The sequence below is a fragment of the Granulicatella balaenopterae genome, from assembly GCF_900111135.1.
GTDB lineage: Bacteria > Bacillota > Bacilli > Lactobacillales > Aerococcaceae > Granulicatella > Granulicatella balaenopterae.
In genome coordinates, this window is the sequence record NZ_FOGF01000006.1 from 50911 (window position 1) to 70137 (window position 19227).

The 19227-nt window shown below is 35.0% G+C and carries 14 protein-coding genes; 3 read left to right on the plus strand and 11 right to left on the minus strand.

All coding sequences use genetic code 11. The annotated features are described in order from the left end of the window. Nucleotides 1-34: 34 nt before the first annotated feature. The 6 genes from BMX09_RS02435 to BMX09_RS02460 form a co-directional block, all read right to left on the minus strand. Nucleotides 35-727, minus strand: a complete 693-nt coding sequence (locus BMX09_RS02435; protein ID WP_089746109.1) for a hypothetical protein — start codon at nucleotides 725-727, stop codon at nucleotides 35-37. A gap of 289 nt (nucleotides 728-1016) precedes the next feature. Then, nucleotides 1017-2354: a TPM domain-containing protein gene (locus tag BMX09_RS02440; protein WP_089746110.1), complete on the minus strand. Its 1338-nt coding sequence runs from the start codon at nucleotides 2352-2354 to the stop codon at nucleotides 1017-1019. 15 nt (nucleotides 2355-2369) lie between these two features. Further along, nucleotides 2370-3497, minus strand: a complete 1128-nt coding sequence (locus tag BMX09_RS02445) for a hypothetical protein (protein WP_089746111.1) — start codon at nucleotides 3495-3497, stop codon at nucleotides 2370-2372. A 145-nt stretch (nucleotides 3498-3642) separates the two neighbouring features. Next, nucleotides 3643-4638 (minus strand): DUF4428 domain-containing protein, encoded by a 996-nt coding sequence (locus BMX09_RS02450; protein WP_089746112.1) that lies wholly within the window; start codon nucleotides 4636-4638, stop codon nucleotides 3643-3645. Nucleotides 4639-4664: 26 nt separating this feature from the next. Next, nucleotides 4665-6023: an SPFH domain-containing protein gene (locus tag BMX09_RS02455; protein WP_089746113.1), complete on the minus strand. Its 1359-nt coding sequence runs from the start codon at nucleotides 6021-6023 to the stop codon at nucleotides 4665-4667. 75 nt (nucleotides 6024-6098) lie between these two features. After that, nucleotides 6099-6560, minus strand: coding sequence for a hypothetical protein (locus tag BMX09_RS02460; RefSeq protein WP_089746114.1), 462 nt, complete (start codon nucleotides 6558-6560; stop codon nucleotides 6099-6101). A 247-nt stretch (nucleotides 6561-6807) separates the two neighbouring features. Here BMX09_RS02460 and BMX09_RS02465 point away from each other — a divergent pair, with 247 nt between their 5' ends. The 3 genes from BMX09_RS02465 to BMX09_RS02475 are packed head-to-tail and all read left to right on the plus strand — an operon-like array spanning nucleotide 6808 to nucleotide 11364. Continuing rightward, a complete protein-coding gene (locus tag BMX09_RS02465) occupies nucleotides 6808-9294 on the plus strand; it encodes a histidine kinase N-terminal 7TM domain-containing protein (protein ID WP_089746115.1) in 2487 nt (828 codons plus the stop codon). Nucleotides 9295-9308: 14 nt separating this feature from the next. Beyond that, nucleotides 9309-10754, plus strand: coding sequence for a sensor histidine kinase (locus BMX09_RS02470; protein WP_089746116.1), 1446 nt, complete (start codon nucleotides 9309-9311; stop codon nucleotides 10752-10754). Then, nucleotides 10747-11364, plus strand: coding sequence for a response regulator transcription factor (locus BMX09_RS02475; protein WP_089746117.1), 618 nt, complete (start codon nucleotides 10747-10749; stop codon nucleotides 11362-11364). Before BMX09_RS02470 ends, BMX09_RS02475 begins: the two co-directional genes overlap by 8 nt. Nucleotides 11365-11554: 190 nt before the next feature. Here BMX09_RS02475 and BMX09_RS02480 read toward each other — a convergent pair whose 3' ends face one another. The 5 genes from BMX09_RS02480 to BMX09_RS10430 all read right to left on the minus strand — a co-directional run bounded on the left by BMX09_RS02480 (nucleotide 11555) and on the right by BMX09_RS10430 (nucleotide 19224). Continuing rightward, nucleotides 11555-13459, minus strand: a complete 1905-nt coding sequence (locus tag BMX09_RS02480) for an EAL domain-containing protein (RefSeq protein WP_089746118.1) — start codon at nucleotides 13457-13459, stop codon at nucleotides 11555-11557. 143 nt (nucleotides 13460-13602) lie between these two features. Further along, nucleotides 13603-15393: a diguanylate cyclase gene (locus tag BMX09_RS02485; protein ID WP_089746119.1), complete on the minus strand. Its 1791-nt coding sequence runs from the start codon at nucleotides 15391-15393 to the stop codon at nucleotides 13603-13605. Nucleotides 15394-15682: 289 nt separating this feature from the next. Next, nucleotides 15683-17578, minus strand: coding sequence for an EAL domain-containing protein (locus BMX09_RS02490; protein ID WP_089746120.1), 1896 nt, complete (start codon nucleotides 17576-17578; stop codon nucleotides 15683-15685). Between the two features lie 362 nt (nucleotides 17579-17940). Next, on the minus strand, nucleotides 17941-18747 hold the full coding sequence (locus tag BMX09_RS02495) for a pilin (protein WP_089746121.1): 807 nt from the start codon (nucleotides 18745-18747) through the stop codon (nucleotides 17941-17943). Between the two features lie 333 nt (nucleotides 18748-19080). Continuing rightward, nucleotides 19081-19224 (minus strand): zinc ribbon domain-containing protein, encoded by a 144-nt coding sequence (locus tag BMX09_RS10430; protein ID WP_407645243.1) that lies wholly within the window; start codon nucleotides 19222-19224, stop codon nucleotides 19081-19083. Nucleotides 19225-19227 lie beyond the last annotated feature (3 nt).

Below are 19227 nucleotides of genomic sequence, written 5' to 3' on the forward strand. Positions count from 1 at the left end.
TCTCTCATGGCTAGGCATTTTGTTGGTTATTAAATTATTTTTTGTGTTTGATAATTGTTAGGAATCCTAATCCTGCTACTAATGAAGTAACGCTTAATACGCTGGCTACTTGTTTACCGTTTGTTTTTCTTAGGGCTACTTCTTCGACAGTTAATTCTTCTGTTGGACCAGTCTGTGGAATGACAACTTCTGGGATTGTCGGTGCATCGTCTACTGCTACAACTTCTTCTGATGGTCCTTCTGTTGCTGGAGTGGTTGCTTGTACTGGTTCTTCTTTTGTAATTTCTTGTGTTGGTGCTTGGGTTGTAACTTCTTGTGTTGGTGCTTGGGTTGTAACTTCTTGTGTTTGTGGAGCTACAACTGCAGGTGCAACTGTTTCTTCTACCACTTCTTTGACTGGTGCTTCTTCTACTACTTCTTCTGTTTGTTCTTCTAAAGATGGGTTATATGTGTGTGGAATGACTACCTCTGGAATAGTTGGTGCATTGTCTACTGCTACAACTTCTTCTGATGGTCCTTCCGCTGCTGGATTTGGAGGTGTTACTTCTCCATCTGTTCTTGGAATAACAATTTCTGGAATAGTTGGTGCATTGTCTACTGCTACAACTTCTTCTGATGGTCCTTCTGCTGCTGGATTAGGTGCTTCTTGTGCATGAACACCTACTTGGCCAAAACCTACTGTTACCATCATTCCTGCTACTATTAAGATATTCTTCATCTTTTTCATTTATCCCACAACCTTTTCTCTGTATTTTATATTTGACTATTTTTTATTTAATTATTATCTTTTTTTGTAATTATGTACAAAATATTCATCTCTTTGACTATATTATTACATTAATAATGCCTTTTGTCTAGATGTAAACGCATGTAATTTTAATTTTTTGGACACATTTTAGGTTTTTGTGGGTTTTCATCACTTTTTTATCTGTTGCATCATAAAAAGGCCGCCACTCCATTTGCACCTATTGCAGAATAGACTGTCAGCCTTTATTATTTTTAGTGTTTACTAAATTTTAGAAACTTCCGCTTGTGCCCCCATGACTGGTTCCTAATGAGCCGCTATGAGTACTTGAGCCACCACTTGAATTTTTTGTTTCTATTACACGTGAGGTTGTGACACGATTAATAAATTGGTCATGTTGATGGTGAATCACTAAGCTACCTTGTTTTGTATAATCGGCTGCACTTGCTTGTTCGTATACGCTCGTTAGTTTACTTTTTTGATAAATTGCCAAGCCAAATGCGATTGCAAATCCAGCAACTACTTCTACTAGATATACTAGTGGGTTCAATGGCATTTTCGGTACATTGTCAACATCATACGGTTCGCCAGTTTTTGCTTGTTGGATAAATTGTTCACTTAAATTTACAAAAGTTATTACTGCAGAATAAAAATCATCATCCCCCAAATCACCAATCATCTGTTCTACGATAAAGACCAATCCTGCATCGGTAAAAGCCGTAATGCCAAATCCAGTTGTACTAATCGCATAATCTCTTTCCCCCGTACTAATCAATAGTAATATACCATCATGACTCGCACCATAACCGTAACCATTATCATCATAATAATCATCAGCAAATTCAGTGGCTGTCTTATCTCCTAATGAATCCACAAAGACGACGACCACATCGCATTGTTCTTGTTGGCTAATCGTTTGTAGCTTTTGTTCGATTTGATCTGAATCTTCTTGGCCAAACACATGCGCCATATCCACCAAATAAGGTAATTCTTTTTGGTTACCGCTTAGAGTCGCGGTTGTCGCCGTTTCCTCGGTCGTGCCTTCTTCTGCAGTTGTACTAGCTTCCTCAGTTGTGCTCTCCTTCCCTGTTAAGCTTTCTGAGTCGCTTGGTAACGCCCCTTGTCCCGCTACGAAATCTGGATAGTCTTGGTTAATTCGTTTAAATGTTTTACTTACTGAAGTCAAATACGCTTGAACCCCATCATAATAGCTTGAACCATCCAAATAATTATCTAAAGCTTCATCCAACTCGGCATCTGTGACATATTCTTCCAACCCATTCAAAAAATTCACATAATTCATCTTCTCTTGATGATCACGTAATAATACAACACCCGGCTCGCCTTCATAAAAGCTATTATACACAAGGTCTGCATAATCAAAGCCGTCTTGGTCTCCCATATCTTCTATGGCAATATACATCGCATTATAGCCTAAATCATCCTTAATCTGATTCGCCTGTTCATTCAGTTTAAATAACTCTTCTGTCGTTAATAACTCACATTCATCCAACACAAAAACATCATTCACCGCTTGAACATTCGAGCAAGGGAGCATTAGCAATAATGCAATCACAATACCAATTATCCATTGTACTTTATCTTTCATCGCTATCTCCCTCCCCTATAAAAAGAAATGAATTAACATCGTCAAAGCAATTAAACCTACACTAAAAATACTACCGCGAATGCCAATATATTTATAAAACAGACTTTTATCAACTGGTAAATCTCCCACAATCTTACCAGTTTGACCATTCATCGCAAATAGATAATTTTTGCCATTCCAACTTGTATTCAAAATCCACACCGGGTACAAACTATAAAAATATTTTGCATCATTAACAGTGACTGAGCTAGTATTTACCCCTACACTTGTATAACCTTCTACCGTTCTCCTAAATTCATCTTCACAACTAGCTGTCACACGTTCCTTCGCCCGATTAAAACGTTCTTCCATATTCACATCATAACGATCCGCCAAATATCCCGCCAAATAAGCTGCTTTAAATGGAATTGCATCCGTAAAATTATACGGCTCTACCGACTCCATCAAATCATCGGCCATCTTAGCTGATGCATCAGTTGGAATATGGTCAAATGATAAACAACCTTCACGCTCACATAAGAAATAATCTGTCTCCGTATATTCAGTATCTCCACTACGCCATCTACGTACACGTTCACAATCATAGGTTATTTGAGCTTGACAATCGACATCAAATAGCCAAAACGGCACGTAAATCCCTTTTATCTCATCAATATGGTTTTGGGCTTTAAAGACACGTGGTAAGAATATCTTATCTTTTAAATGTTCGAAATAAGCCGCCTTAGCATCCTTTTTATTAAGCTTAAATGGAATAATATAGTCTGGCTTTAAATCGCCACTAAACTGCCCCTTCATCACAATTCGATTATCACAATATGGACAAGTTGTTGCACCACTCGTTTCCTCAGCAATAATCTCACCACCACAAGATTCACATTGATAAATACGCATTCCATCAGTCTCGCCTGCTTCCCAAGTTGCTTCATTTGCAGACTGCCAATTAACGCTATCTTGCTGGTTTTCAGCGCCATTTTGACTTGTCATATTAGTACTTTCCTCAGTATTTTGACTTGCTGCCAGTACTTCAAATTCTTCTACGCTCATCTTTGTATCGCAATAGGGACAGCTCATTTGCTGGCTATTACTATCAAATTCCATCGCACCGCCACATGCTGGGCATTTGTATTCTTCGATATGAGACATTTCCTCACTTCCTTTCTACATATAAACAAGATAAACAAGGTGATAGTTTGCGTGTTTGATGATGTTTGAGGTGAAATGTATGGCTGTTCTACCACCTTGTTTCTATTCCATACGACAATTAGTATTGCCGCATCAACATCCCAGATTAGATTAAATCATTCCAATCGATTGTGTCACCACACATTGGGCAGAATTTTGGCTGGGTCTCTTCATTTGGTGCCATCCAGCCACATTTATCGCAGTGAATTCTTACAGCATTTGGATTGGCGTTTTGATGGTTTATTACTTCATATCCTGGGCTCATGTCGCATTGACTGAGGCAGGCTGGTTGGTTAAAGTCGCGATATACATGGTTCATTCCGCCTTGTTGGTTTGTGCCACTATATCCTTGGTTCATTCCGCCTTGTTGGGGGTAGCTTGGTTGATTCATATCGCTATATGGGTGGGGTATGCCACCTTGCTGTAAATAGCTTGGTTGGTTCATTCCGCCATGGATTGGCATTCTCATATTACCCGGAAAGCCATGATTCCCCATTCCCGTGAGAGTATTCCCACTAGTTAACGCCATTGTGATCTGACGAGCGGTATTTTCCATTTGCATCATTTGTTGGCGGTCTTCTCCCTCAACTTCAAATGAATTAATTTGGAAGTCCATATCATCAAACCATGGATGATTAACGGTCATTTTTATCCAATAATCATAACGATATGAAAATCTTGGTGGATTATAACTGACCCAATCACCATCATTATCACGATACTTTTCTTCACGACGATCTTCATCGATATCTAATAGACAATTCACTACACTACTTAAATCAACAATATCTGGATTTGTTTCTTTGTTCATAGCACGAGATACACTAAACCACCCATGACGCTGATCAATATATACATGATAGCCATTATCAGTTGGAATATCAGTTGTGATAGTAAAGTCTGCTACTTTTTGCATGTTTTCTTCACGATAAGCTAATTGTTGTCTAATGGCATCAACCGTACTATGGCGACGTTCTTCAAACCATGGCGATAATTTTTTGGCACATGATTTACAGAGATTCCCATCATCTAGTTTACGGTTTCCTAACATACCAATTTTTTCACCACAAATATCACAAGTTTTTTTATCGAAAAACCCCATTTCTAACGCTTCCTTTCTATTGTTTTTTAAGCTATATCTAAATCATTAAATGGATCGCCACATTGCGGACAGAATTTAGGAAGATTATGTGGGTCTGTTGGTTGCCAGCCACATTTATCGCAGTGGTATGTCTTTTCTATTGGTTTTTTTGTGCCACATTCAGTACAGAATTTACCAGTATTTTGGGTTCCACATTGACAGAGCCATCTAGCATCCGCTTTTGGAAGTGTTTTTTTGGTGCCGCATTCGGTGCAGAATTTACCGCTATTTTGGTGGCCGCAACTACATGTCCAACTGTCGGCGGTATTTTGTGCTGAGGCCGAGGCTGTTTGTTGTTGATGGTATTTTTCTTGTTCCATATATTGCTGTTGTTGGCCTTGTTGGTAGAAACCTTGTGCTGCTTGAAAGCCACCTGCTCCTCCTCCAGGCATCATTCCCATTCCCATAAAGCCGGTCATAGCACCATTTGGGTTAGAAGCAGCTTGTTCCATGGCAGTAGCTGTTGCATCCGTCATTCGTCCCGCCATCATATAGGGATTACTACCCATTGACACTGCATCTTCCATTTGGTTGATTTTCTTCATATCTTCTGGAGTTAAAGTAATTGGATTTAGAGCAATTTTTTCGATGGTGATACCACGTCGCTCTTCCCATTCTTCCTTCAAGGTATGATTCATGGCTTGTTTCAATTCGTGCGTATGGGCTGGTATTTGCGAAGGACGTAATTCTAATTCAGATAATTCAGCAAAAGCAGGCATTAACGCATCAATAAATTCTGTCTTCAATTGACTATCGATTTCTTCACGCAAAAATTCACGCTCAACATTACCACATACTTGATAGAATAATAATGGATTAGTGATACGATATGAATAGACGCCATTGCAACGCACTTGAACTGTTCTACTAAAGCCGACTTTTTTATTCACAACATCAAACATAAATGGATTAGCGGTACCGAATTTATTATCCATAATCTCTTTGGTATTAAAATAATACACACGTTGATCCTTCCCAGTATCTCCCCCATAGGTAAACCGTTTACCAAATTCTTTAAATGCCTGACTGATACTTTCACTTAAGTCACCAGTAAATAAACTAGGTTCTAAATCAGTATTGTAAGTAAATTCTCCAGGTTCTGCACAAATATCAACAATCTTACCTTGCTCGACGATAATCATACATTGACCATCTGCAACCGCAATGCCTGAACCATTAGAAATCACATTCTCGCTACCATTTGTATTAGACGAACGTGATCCAGTACGTTTTTGACCCTTGACAACCAAAACATCTGAAGACAATGCATCACAATAGAAGAATTCCTTCCACTGATCCGCCATTGTTCCTGCTACTGCACCAATTCCTGCTTTTATTAAGCCCATGTTAATCCCTCCTCTTAACTTTCTAACGCATTAATTTGACGTTAACCTTTTACCTCTAACTATTCACAAACTTTTTTAGCGCGAAACCAATGAATGCTGACACCATTTAATCCCTTTAACTAATTGCTGCAAATTCTGAAATTCCTTCAAACCATCTATATACCTCATGGATGGCGTAATACTTAATTGCCCTACCAATGAGTGAATCTCGCCCAATCGATCTTTAATATCAATCCGAAAATACCCCATCGATAAGGACTTCTGCTCTTCTTGACAGGGATACGATAACGAAAAACACTTATCATGATAATAGAATTCAAACTTATCATAATCACTTTTATCAGCAATCAATAATGCCATATCCTTCATATCTACATCAATTGATATTAAAAAACGTCCCATACGATCTTCAATAAATAATTGTGTTGGATTACTACCAGCCATCCCTTCCACTGAAAAACGCAAAGAACTAACCTCAGGAAAATAAAAACCATTAAAATAAATCATATCATCTGAACGAATACCATCAGCAGCCATCTATTTTCCCCCCTTCTCACGAAATTTTTTAGCTGATAAAACAATTCGCTGTAACCTTCTAATCGTTTTCTCACTTTAATTGTAACCTCTTTACTACATTTCCGCCCTACCCACTATGGATAGTCTTACAAAAAAATAATGCTAAAATGGCTTAATAGTAACATTTTTTCCAGTACAAATTGAAACTAACTGCGATAAATTATATAATGAAACTAAGAAATATTAGATTTGAAAAGAGGTGAAAAAGATGAATAAACAAATTTATCCCATTATTTTGCAATTTATTTTCTTTTTTTTAATCATAATTGTAAGCGTTATCCCGTTCAGTAATGTTTATGCAATACCTAATTTTCAATCTGAAGCTCCAACAATAGACATCACTAGAAAAAGAATGGTTTACGGAGAAATAACTCCATATACTGAGTTGATCTGCCACAAAATGTCACAGCAGAACACTCATTTTGTCTGCCAAGAGGATACTGATTGGCGCAGTAATATCTATCAAGGATTACAGCAACAACAGATTTACGCCGTCTCAGATATTGAAGCCTTCCCTGCCATCAAAAGTCAACTGTCTTATTATTGGTATCCACAAGTATTAGTTACACCGATTATTGCTTTAGACCTCGACCAAATGAATTCCCAGACTTATCCCATAACTGGGTGGCGTGATTTAGAAGATAGCGACTACCCAATTGGTATCAATGCCTCCTCTACTGAATTAATTCAACTTTTAGCAGCAATTTCCTATGGTTTAGAAGGAGAAGAATTTACTACAGATAGTGCGATTCAGTTCTTACAAAAGATCAATCTACAAGAAAATACTGACAGCACACCAATTATTCTTTGTTTTGATTGTGATGCTGTAAAGCTTATTCAAGAAGGACGTCATTTAAAAATTATTGTGCCAAAAGAAGGAACTATTTCCTATCAATTAGGGCTTTTGAGCAATATTTTATTAACAGATGAATTACCGGATGCGCACTATTTACAAATGCAATTACGCTTACTGGATGGAACGACTACTAATCCCTACTATCCAGCAAGTGAAGCTTACAAGCATACAACAAAGATTACTGATTACCATCATTTTCACCAGCAAATGAAGCGTACCGGCGCCAAATTTAGACGCTTAGTAAGACATATTAGACTATATTCGGCAGCTGATGATAAAGAGAGTATTCTATTTGCTATGATAGCTATTATCTTAACTTTAGCATGGCTAGAATATGCCTTGTACCGAGCGATTAATCCGAATTTTAGGCGGGCGATTCTGATTTTAGGCTTGATGATTATTGGGTGGATTCTGGTGAGGATGTTTAAATATCAATTAATTGGCTTAAACGCGATTGGCCGTTATTGTTGGTATAGTTATTATATTTTCCAATTGGCTCATCCTTTAATTCTTTTGTATGTGGCGGATATGATTACCCAGTTTGAGCCAAAAAAACAGATGAGTCATTGGTTATATCCATTTTTTATTTTGTACCCAATATTTGTCTTATTAGTATTTACCAATGATTGGCATCGACTTGTTTTTAACTTTGATATTCACGGGAATTGGTCAGATATTTATTCTTATCAGCCAGTTTATTATCTGATTTATCTATATGCGGTGAGTGCTTTCTTTTTAGCAATTTACCTATTAATTAAAAAAAGTCATACACATGCAAATAATTATGCCCTAGTGTTAGTAGTGGCTTGTGTGAGTGTCATTATGCTTTATAGTATCTGCTATGTAAAAGGCATCCCCTTTGCCAGAGATAGTGATATTACCATTACTCAATGTCTCTTTTCATTGCTACTCTTTGAAGTTATCTTACAAACAGGGCTCATTCCAACAAATCGTCACTATCAAGAACTATTCGCAAATGCCCCCCTAAATATGAAAATTATCGACCAAGATGGCCAAGTCTTTCTCAAAGGATTAACAGCTACACCACTCTCAGCTAGTGAAAGACAAGTCTTAGCCAACGAAAAAACGGCGGGAAGTATTAAAAAAGATAAGGATAATGTGATTTTCTTACACAAAATTCATGGTGGGACAATGCTTTGGCAAGAAAATATTACCCAATTACACCAACTGCAAGCTTCCATTGATGAAGCCATCCAGCAACTACTTGCGACCAATCATTTATTAGTTAAACAAAAAGAAATTGAACAACAAAAAATTAGCCAGCAAATTACTAGTGATTTATTCAAACATTTAGAAGTACAAATGGAAGAAAAAAGGCAATTATTACTTAGTGCCATTAGGACATTAGAACAAGCTACTAGCCCAGAAGAAGTCAGTATCTTAACCAGTCATATCACCCTCCTTCTTTGTCATATAAAACGACGCTGTAATTTGTTTTTCATTCAAGAAGTCGATCAACAAGTTACACATCAAGAATTACTTATCTATTTGAATGAATTACATCAATTTCTTGATGAAAAACAATGCCACTGTCATATCCAAGCCCACTTAGATGGTCATCTAATGGTGGAGGATGCGATTTTATTATATGATTTTTATTTTAGTGTCTTAACCACAATTTTAGCGGAGAAGCCTTTTACCATGCTGAGTCAGATACATCATCAAAAGGAGCGGTATCACTTTAGTATTCTGATGGATAAGGCAATTTGTAAAGAGTTGTTTTCTGAGGAGTTTCTAGAAGCTCTTAGATTAAAAAATGGTCAAATCACCCTGACATCAATGGATGACTTAACCAAAATTACTTGTGAATTTTTATAAATGGAGGTGAGGATTTGCTATACTTTTATCTAATACAGCATAGTTATTTAGTTTATTATATTATGTTATTGGCAATTGCTATTGGCCTTGAAACGATGTTAGTCATTAAAACTAAGCTCTACTACCAACAAATTAAAACCTTACAGTTGCATCATTATGTTGAACTAGCTATTTGGAGTTATTTATTTGGTATATTAATTATTTTGGCGCGTCTTAGTCGTCAGAAAGCTTTAGGATTTATTTGGCCGCATCATCCTGATTTAATATTATATCTTCTTTATCTAGTGATTTTGGGGATTTGTCTATATGTCACTTATCGCAAACAAGAATCCAGTCCCATTGTCACTTGCCTCCTATTAGCGCTGAGTCTTCCCTTTATTAGTAAGATATGGGGCCTATATTATATCTCAAGTCTCTATCTAATGGTTATCGCCTTAATCTTTCGAGCCAGCTACAAACTCTATCATTTACAACAGACTCGCCTTGCATCACTATCATTTTTATCGATTAAGGAAGCGATTGATAGTATGCACTTTGCTTGTATGTTCTATATACCAAATGGACGAAAAAAAGGGCAAATCATCCTACAAAATGAACAAATGCAGACCCTCGCAGCTCATCTAGGGGGAGAATTATTTTATAATGGTGTCCAGTTCCATGAATTACTAAAAAATGGCAATGTTCAAACAAACTGTAAAAAAATAACAATGAAAGAAAAACTTATCTACCAATTACCTAATAAGACAATCTGGCTATTTGAAGAACATCCCCTCGCTATTAAAGGGCAAACTTATCGATTACTAGTAGCTTTTGATATTAGCAAATATTACCTTGCAACTAAAGAACTCCATGCCAAGCACCAACTCTTACAAGAGCGTAACCATGAACTCAAATTAATGCACCAAAACTTAGTCACTATCTGTCGTAATGAAGAAATGATTAATAGCAAAATTCGTGTCCACAATATCTTAGGCGAACAAATTAGCTTGCTGTTATCATCTATGCGCAAAAATAAAAAGCCTGACGTATCAGACTTAAAACAATTCAGTATACACTTGTTTGATCAATTACAACAAAAAACAACCTACGATGACCATTCCTTAATGATCTTACGACAGAATTTCCAAAAAATTGGCGTCAAACTAACGATTAGTGGTCATTTACCAAAAGAAGGACGTCTTGCCAAAAATTTTTACCAAATTATTCAAGAAGCTACTAGCAATGCCATTCGCCATGCCTATGCTTCTGAAGTAAACATTAGCATCTTAGAGACTACCAAAGAACACCAGTTAATGATTACAAATAATGGTCTTCCTATTACCAAAAATATTAAAGAAGGTGGTGGTTTAACGAGTATGCGTAAAAAAGTCGTCAATTTTAATGGTGAATTTACTTATCAAAAGACACCACTATTCAAGATTTTGATTACTATACCAAAAGGAAGTGATAACAATGTATAAACTCTTAATTATCGATGACCATGCCTCAATGAGAGAAGCTATCCGTCAAGCATTTGTCGCTACCAATCGCTATCAAGTAGTTAGTGAACTAGCAACTAGTGATTTAGCTGAAGCCTATTGTCAAAAGCTCCAACCAGACCTAGTCATTACCGATGTCTGTTGTGAACATGGCACATCTGGATTAGAAGCGACCCAAGTCATAAAAACGCACTTTCCTACTATAAAAGTAATTATTATTACCGCTTTTGATGAATTATCCTATATTCCTCGTGCCAAAAAAGTGGGAGCAGATGCCTTCATCTATAAAAGTAAAAGTCTACAATACTTTATTGAAGTAGCAGATAAAATAATGCAAGGCGAAAAAATCTTCTCCAAACCCAAAGAAATCCCACTAGCACTTGGCGAGACACCACTAACCGAGCGTGAAATGGAAGTCCTGCGCTTAATCTGTAAGCATATGACTAACCAAGAAATCGCTACTGAACTCTATATTAGCGAAAATACCGTCAAATACCACAAGTCCAATATGCTTGCAAAAACAGGCTTTACAAAAATTATTGACCTAGCCTTTTATATGTTATCAAATGGCTATATTAATCCCCTATACTGACAACAAACTGGTAGAGTCAAGTATTCTGCCAGTTTTTTTATTTGAAAATTGTCTTTTCTTTCTAATCTAGACACAAAAATAGAAAGACTATTAGGCACTAATACCCTAACAATCTTTCCAACTCTTCTGCAATCTGACTTTCATCTCACACGCAAGCATGTGAGGTTTCGCCACAAATTTATAACACTGACTATTCTTGCTTTTGATGATAATTTTTTACAAAATCTAAAAATTCTTCAGCTGGTAATGGTTTGGAGAAGAAATATCCTTGTAAATAATCACAACCTAAGATAGCCAATTCATCAGCCATCTCTTTTGTTTCAACACCTTCTGCAACAATTTGTAAATTTTCATTTTTAAACATACTAATAATGTCTACCAAAATATTCGTCTTGCGGTCAAAATATTTCCATACTAAAGACTTATCTAATTTGGCTAGGGTAAAATCATAACTCGTTAATCTAAAGATATCCGAACCACCCGTACCAAAATCATCTAAAGAAGCTGTTGCATGATATTCCTTCATCTTAGCAATGTGATTTTTTAATAAGTTTTCAGAATTCATATTTGATTCCGTTACTTCAAAATCAAAAATCGAGAAGAATACACCATATTTATCAGAAATACCTTTTAATTCAGTAACTAGGTTAATATTTTGGAATTGAACTGGCGAACAATTCACATTAATAAACTTAATCCCCTGTGATTCTAAATCATTTTGACTTAAGTAGTGACAAGTTTCTTCAAAGATTAGTAGACTTAACTCAAAGATACTACCATTCTTTTCAGCCAAACTAATAAAGTCATTCGGCATAATTAAGCCTAGCTGTTCATCATTAATTCTTGTTAAAATCTCGCCACCTTCAATTTTCTTAGTAGAAGGATTGTAAATTGGTTGGATATAAATTTCGATATTGTGCTGGTCGATGGATCGTTGGATAGCTTCTTCCACTTGCGTATTGTAATTCAATTGAGCAAAAATCTTGTCACCAACTGCCAATTGAAAATCTTTTTCAGCATAGATATCCAAAGCAAATTGTTCAGCATTAATAATATCTGAACCATTCAAGCAATAGGCACTATTGGTCTTCACCGTTAAAAACTTAGCCCAGATATACATCTCATTTTGATGAATCTTAAAGCTCTTTTTAGTACGCTCATAGATATCTTGCGCCAAGTCTTCAGTATCAAGCGCTGTAGTCGTAATAATATTAAAACACTGATTATTCGTATAAAACAAATAGCCTTCCTGATTCACCTCTTTTAACCACTGACTAAAACTTTGTAAGCCAATATAAAAATCAGTACTACCATAACGCTTTTTCAAACTATCAAAATTCTGAATACTAATACCATACACATAAAAATCTTGCTTAGTTTGCTTATATTGGTTAATCAAAGCGATAAAGCCTTTTGTATTATAGACACCTTTAATATTTTCTGATTCGAAAAAGAAAGGACTTTCTGTAGTAACATATAGTAAATTCACACTGAAAACAATACAAATCTCTAAAGCAATCGTATTTGTAAAGTGCTGCATAATTGTTCCCACAGCTAGAACCAACATCGCATAAAAGACCCCTAAATGACGCTCCTTAAAGCTAATCACCATTGAATAGACTAAAATCATTATAGGAATAGCTTGCAATAACATATAATATCGCCCATCAATATAGACACCTGTTGACACCAAATAAAACATATTGCCAAAATAATAATTCATCATTAAGACAATGGCTACAAAGACTAATAAGAGATAACTCTTCTTCTGCAGCATTTCTAGATATTTATATTTATGACATTTGGCTAGAATATACTCTAAAATATGCGTAAACAAATGCTGATACATCAAATAATAAACAGAAATCAAGCCATACAATAAACCAATCTGCTCTTTAAACATTCTATCCTGTACAAATACCGTCACCACAAAATCCACAATTGATAATAATACAATCGCTCGAAACAAACGACTCACAATCTCATTGCGCTTCAATGGTAATGGATTCTGTGCATGGTAATATCGTAAAAAAGCTAGTTCTGTTAGTATAATACTAATGAGTATCACACTATCTTGTAATAAATACTCAAACACACATATCCCCCTCACAGTTATGCTTGATAAAAATTATTTTCACCTAATCTTTTCAATTATTATATTACCTATTTTTAATAAATTTTCAAGTTACAAATTCTTTCATAATTTTACATTAATTAATTTTTTCATTCTTTCAATCGCTAATCCATAATTTTGTCAGTTATTTGAAGTGGAATTTCTTTTAATGGTTGATAATTTTGAACAATTTGATTGCGTCCTGATTTTTTTGCTTGATATAACAATTTATCGGTTTCTTCATATAGAGTGGTCGCATTCAGAATCTCAAGCGCTCGCTTACAAGTTAGCCCCATTGATACGGTCACTTGATTCGTGATATTCTTCTTTTCATCTCCAAAGACATTCAATTGGGCAATCTTCATCCGCAAGGTATCCATAAACTTCCGCGCCTTTTCTTGATTCCTTGCACTAAAAATCAAAGCAAATTCCTCTCCGCCAATTCTAAAACAATAATCCTCATCCCTTTGTAATGTAGACATTAAGATATGTGCCACCTCACGCAAGACTTCATCGCCTACTTGATGCCCATAACGATCATTAAAACTCTTAAAATAATCAATATCCAACATCGCAAAACACATCAAACTATCTGCGCGCTTTTGATTATTCAAAATCTCAGGTAAGACCACATCAAAATATCCACGATTAAATAAACCTGTTAACCCATCTGTATGAGATAATTGTTCTAATTCTTTACGATTCTTCATTTGAATAATTGTTGCATAAAACGAACCTGACAATACTTCTAAAGCATGCTCTAGATAACGTAATTGACAATCACTAAAACGATTAAACGTCGCAACCTCTACAACTCCCACTAAATTATCCTTAAAAACTAATGGCAACGTATAAGTTGAGCCAATCTGATAAGTAGTCGTCCCAGCTTGAACCACTTCTTGATAAGCGGCATTCTCCACTAAGATTGGCTTACGATCGATTGCAACTTGCCCCACAATTCCCTCACCTAAACGAAAACTTGGCGCATTCTCCATACTCCTAACAAAGGCCGCCTCAACACTTAATGTATCGGTATTCACATCATAAATATAAATAGCCCCCATACCGGCTTTAACATAGCGACACATCTGCGTAATTGCCGTCTGAAATTGTTCAGCCAACACATCTTTATGTAGTAATTCTTGACTTAATAGTGAGATCCCTTCCTTAATCCAGATACGGTTCTGATTCTTAATCGCAACATCTTCTAGACTTAGACTCATCATATTGATATTATTGCGCAAATCAAGCCATACACCCTCGAGATCTTCATTTTCCACTTGGACACCGAACTTACCTTTAATGCCTACTTCTTTTGTAACAGCAATAATCTCCGAGGTAAAGCTATCCAATTGCTCCACCAAATTATTCACCGTATTTTTCATTAATAATATTTCACCTTTTGCTTCTAATTCAATCTTCTGCGATAAATCTCCTTGAGAAACGGCCAGTAACACCCGAATTAAATCTGCCTGATGTTGATTGAATTTTTTCATAATATCATTAACATTCGATACACTTTCAAGCCAGATACCATTCAACCCTTCTAAATCAATTCGCGAACTAAGATTCCCATTATTAATAATAATCTTTAAATTATTAATACTCTCATTAATCTTCTCAATCGACTGCAGTAATGCCGTATACCGTTCAAAGACAACTTGGTAATCATTATCTTCACCTAATTCATTAGGAATATAATCACACTTCCCATCAGCAATATTATTCATCATCACAAGACAGTTCTTAATATTACTATCTGCCGTATCACGAATGGCTACAAGTTGTCTTGTTAACTCGCGATACTTTTTACTATCAAAACTCATTAAAGCTCTCTCATCAAAGCTAAAACTCCCCTTAGAAAATAGCTTCAATATCTCTAATAACTCATTATAATATCTCTTAGTAATCCACATAAGCTAACCTTTCTTTCTACATAATCCCATTAACCATTTTCAAAAAAATTCCCATCACCTATGTAAAAATCCACTTGCCAACCTCATCAAAAACTGTTTATTAGCCTGCTTATTCAAAGAGCCTCCCTCACCCCAATTATTTTTAATGTACAATTTATAAAGATATTATATCATCAGTTCGTCAAAAACGTGTGAATAAAATTTGTCAATTGGTATTTAGAACCAAAAAAATAGCTAGCAACTGATTATTCCTAATCATTTACTAACTATTAGATTTCTATTCTTTATTTTAATTATTGAACTCCTTAACAAATTCTAAAAATTCCTCAGCTGGTATCGGTTTTGAGAAGTAATATCCTTGTAAATATTCACAACCTAGAAGACTTAATTCTCGCACCATCTCCTCCGTCTCAATACCTTCAGCCACAATCTTTAAATTCTCATGCTTAAACATATTAATAATATCCACCATAATCGAACTCTTATCATCAAAGTAATTCCATACAAGTGATTTATCTAACTTAGCTAATGAAAAATCATAATTCACTAAGCGAAAAACATCCGAACTCCCTGTACCAAAATCATCTAAAGAAGCTGTAGCGCCATATTCTTTCATCTTGGCAATATGCATATGTAATAAATTTTCAGAATTCATATTTGATTCTGTTACCTCAAAATCAAAAATCGAAAAATCAACCTCATATCGATCAGCAATCCCCTTTAATTCTTCTACCAGATTTATATTTTGGAATTGAACCGGCGAACAATTCACATTGATAAACTTAATCCCCATACTTGCTAAATCATGACGACTAATATAGTCACAAGTCTTCTCGAAAATAATATTACTTAACTCAAATATACTACCATTCTTTTCAGCTAATCCAATAAAATCATCCGGCATAATTAACCCCAATTCTTCATGCTTAATACGAGTTAAAACTTCGCCACCTTCAATTTTTTGGCTAACCGAATTATATAGGGGCTGAATATAGATTTCAACCTGCTTATCTTCAATGCATTCTTGGATGATTTTCTCGATTTTACTATTATAATCTAACTGCTCATAAATCTCTCGGTCAACTAAGATAATTGTATGCTTTTCAGAATAACGCTTTAAAGCCACTGTTTCAGCATTAATAATATCAGAACCATCCTTACAATACTGACTATCAGTAGTAACACTTAATAACTTAGCCCAAATATACATCTCGATATGATCATATTTAAAACTTTTCTTCATTCGCTCCATTAAATATTCTTCTACATTTTCCACATCTATTGGTTCAGTTGTCACATAATTAAACGTATCATTGAAAGTATAGAATAAATAACCATTATCGGTAAATCCTTTTAACCATTGACTAAAACATTCCAAACCTAAAAAGCAATCTCTTGCACCATAGCGATTTTTCAAACTATCAAAATTATGAATATGAATCCCATAGACATAAAATTCCTTATCCTTTGCTAAATATTCATTTGTTAATTTAATAAAAGCTTGTGTATTGTAGACCCCTTTAATCCCTTCTGATTCAAAAAATGCTGGACTTTCCGTAGTGATATACAATAAAATAACACTTAAAATCAAACTAACTTCTAATGCTAAATCATTTATCACAAACTGCATAATAGTCCCAAAAAAGAGAATCGCCAAGGCATAAAAGATACCAATAAACTGCTCTTTCAACACTCTCATTAATGATGAAATCAAAATAATAATCGGTAGAATATGTAAAATAATAAAATACAGTCCTTCCGCATAGACTGCATCTCCCATTAGATAAAATATATTACCATAAAAATAATTCATCATTAAGATCCCAGAAAAAAGCGTAATAAAGGCTGGCTCATACTTTTGCATTAAGGCTAACTTCTTATGCTTATGACACTTAATAAAGACATATTCTAATATATGCGTATATAATAACTGATACATAATATAATATATAGAAATAACAATATAGACTGCTAATGATTCCGTATATAATACATTGGTCTCCAAACAAAAGGTTGCTACTAAATCGGATAAGGTTAATACCGTAGCTGCTTTAAACATCCTAAAAACAATCCGATTACTATTAATTGGTAAAGGCTTCTGGCTAATATAAAACTTCAAAAAGACAAATTCTGTTAGTAAGATACTAATTAAGATTAAAATATCTTGCGTGAAATACTCTGACAAAACTATTCCCTCCCATGTTGATTATTCTTAATACTTCAACACCTTCCAAATATTGAAAAAGTGTTCAACTTCTACTCCATGAGAAGTGTCATCCTATTCATATATCTAAGAAAAGCAAGCTAAGTTACTTCTCTAGAATTCACTACAAAAAATCCATCAAATTGACAACTATTAAGAATTTTATCGAAAAATCACTATCATATCCTTACTTATAGTATCCATTATTACTCCATTATTGTCAATATTTAGCAGGACAATGGAAGGATATTTTCATACAATATGTGTCTTATTTTCTTATAATAAACTTCCTATATTCATATGATTTTTAACTATTTGTATCTACTTTTTGACATAAGGAAGAATTATTGAATAATCTCCCAATTATCCGAACCTTCACTTATTGTTTCATCAGCTAATTTCTTTGTAACACAACGAATCAAATACTTTTTGTCACTGACTTTAACAATCGTTCCTGCTTCAACAATATCTCCTTTTTGATACTCGTTACAAGCTTTAATAGTAGTCGTAGCCATTATTTTTTTTACACAATCAGGATACTTTTCCATTAGTTCTTCAAGGGATTTATGACGATAATCGCCTTGATACCAATCACTATTCCGATAAAAAACATAGACTTGTCCTTTATCTATAAATAGCGAACCAGCTGGACAGCTCAAACCATTTTGACTCGTCTTGCGATACTCTTCCCAAGACTTAAGAGCTAATTCCTCTAGTGGATGATTAGGCTCTTGAGAGATATCTTCAACATCATCTGTTGCTTTAATCCAAGTTAAGCTTTGAACCCCTTCAGAAGCCACCACAACCTCAACTATCCCATCTTGTGGCACACCTTCTGCATAGTCTTCCATTATATTTTCTTTTGTCAAATCATCTGTTGACTTCCCATATGCTTTAATGTCATCAGCTGAATCCTTCACTACACCTTGACTAGCATCATAATAATAGGTTTCTTCACTAGTTATGCAATCCACTAAATAATCACTGACAGCAGCTGCTTTTGCCGAGCGTACATTAGCCGCATCAACAGCAGCTCGAGACTTTTTCAATTGTCCACTAATAATCGGTATACTAATTGCTACAAGACCCCCTATAATCGCCACAGTTATTAATAATTCTGCTATAGTAAACCCATTCTGCCTATCCTTCATTAAACCTCTCCTAAAATATGTGTTAGATAATATTATATCATTTTTGGGATGTGAATTTGTTAATGCATTATGAAAATTATATGACTTCTTATCAAAATAATATCCACAAAAAAAGAATAATATTCAACTGACTATTGCTAATCAATTAACTATTATTCGATTATTTATATGTGTTCTATTGTGAACTACACACTAAGCTAAAGCTTAGGTGCTTCTTGCTTCATCCTCTCCTGCGTTTCCTAATCTAATCTAATTGATTATTCCTCCGTCTTACAAAAAGTCCACAAGCGTATAAGTTTGGGTAGTTCCTACCCTACTATAATCTATTTTTTATTATGCACTCATTAGGATTCTAAGTCCTTCGTTTTTTATATTCAGTGCAGCGTTTATATCTCTATCTAACTCAAGACCACATTCACAACAATATGTTCTATCAGTTAGGTTGAGATGTTTTCTATTGCCACAATGGCTACAAATTTG

Coding starts and splice junctions, on each gene's coding strand:
- BMX09_RS02445 (WP_089746111.1), bottom strand. CDS start 3,497: ATGTCTCATATCGAAGAATACAAATGCCCAGCATGTGGCGGTGCGATG.
- BMX09_RS02450 (WP_089746112.1), bottom strand. CDS start 4,638: ATGGGGTTTTTCGATAAAAAAACTTGTGATATTTGTGGTGAAAAAATT.
- BMX09_RS02485 (WP_089746119.1), bottom strand. CDS start 15,393: ATGTGGATTACTAAGAGATATTATAATGAGTTATTAGAGATATTGAAG.
- BMX09_RS02440 (WP_089746110.1), bottom strand. CDS start 2,354: ATGAAAGATAAAGTACAATGGATAATTGGTATTGTGATTGCATTATTG.
- BMX09_RS02475 (WP_089746117.1), top strand. CDS start 10,747: ATGTATAAACTCTTAATTATCGATGACCATGCCTCAATGAGAGAAGCT.
- BMX09_RS02435 (WP_089746109.1), bottom strand. CDS start 727: ATGAAAAAGATGAAGAATATCTTAATAGTAGCAGGAATGATGGTAACA.
- BMX09_RS02455 (WP_089746113.1), bottom strand. CDS start 6,023: ATGGGCTTAATAAAAGCAGGAATTGGTGCAGTAGCAGGAACAATGGCG.
- BMX09_RS02495 (WP_089746121.1), bottom strand. CDS start 18,747: ATGAAGGATAGGCAGAATGGGTTTACTATAGCAGAATTATTAATAACT.
- BMX09_RS02460 (WP_089746114.1), bottom strand. CDS start 6,560: ATGGCTGCTGATGGTATTCGTTCAGATGATATGATTTATTTTAATGGT.
- BMX09_RS02465 (WP_089746115.1), top strand. CDS start 6,808: ATGAATAAACAAATTTATCCCATTATTTTGCAATTTATTTTCTTTTTT.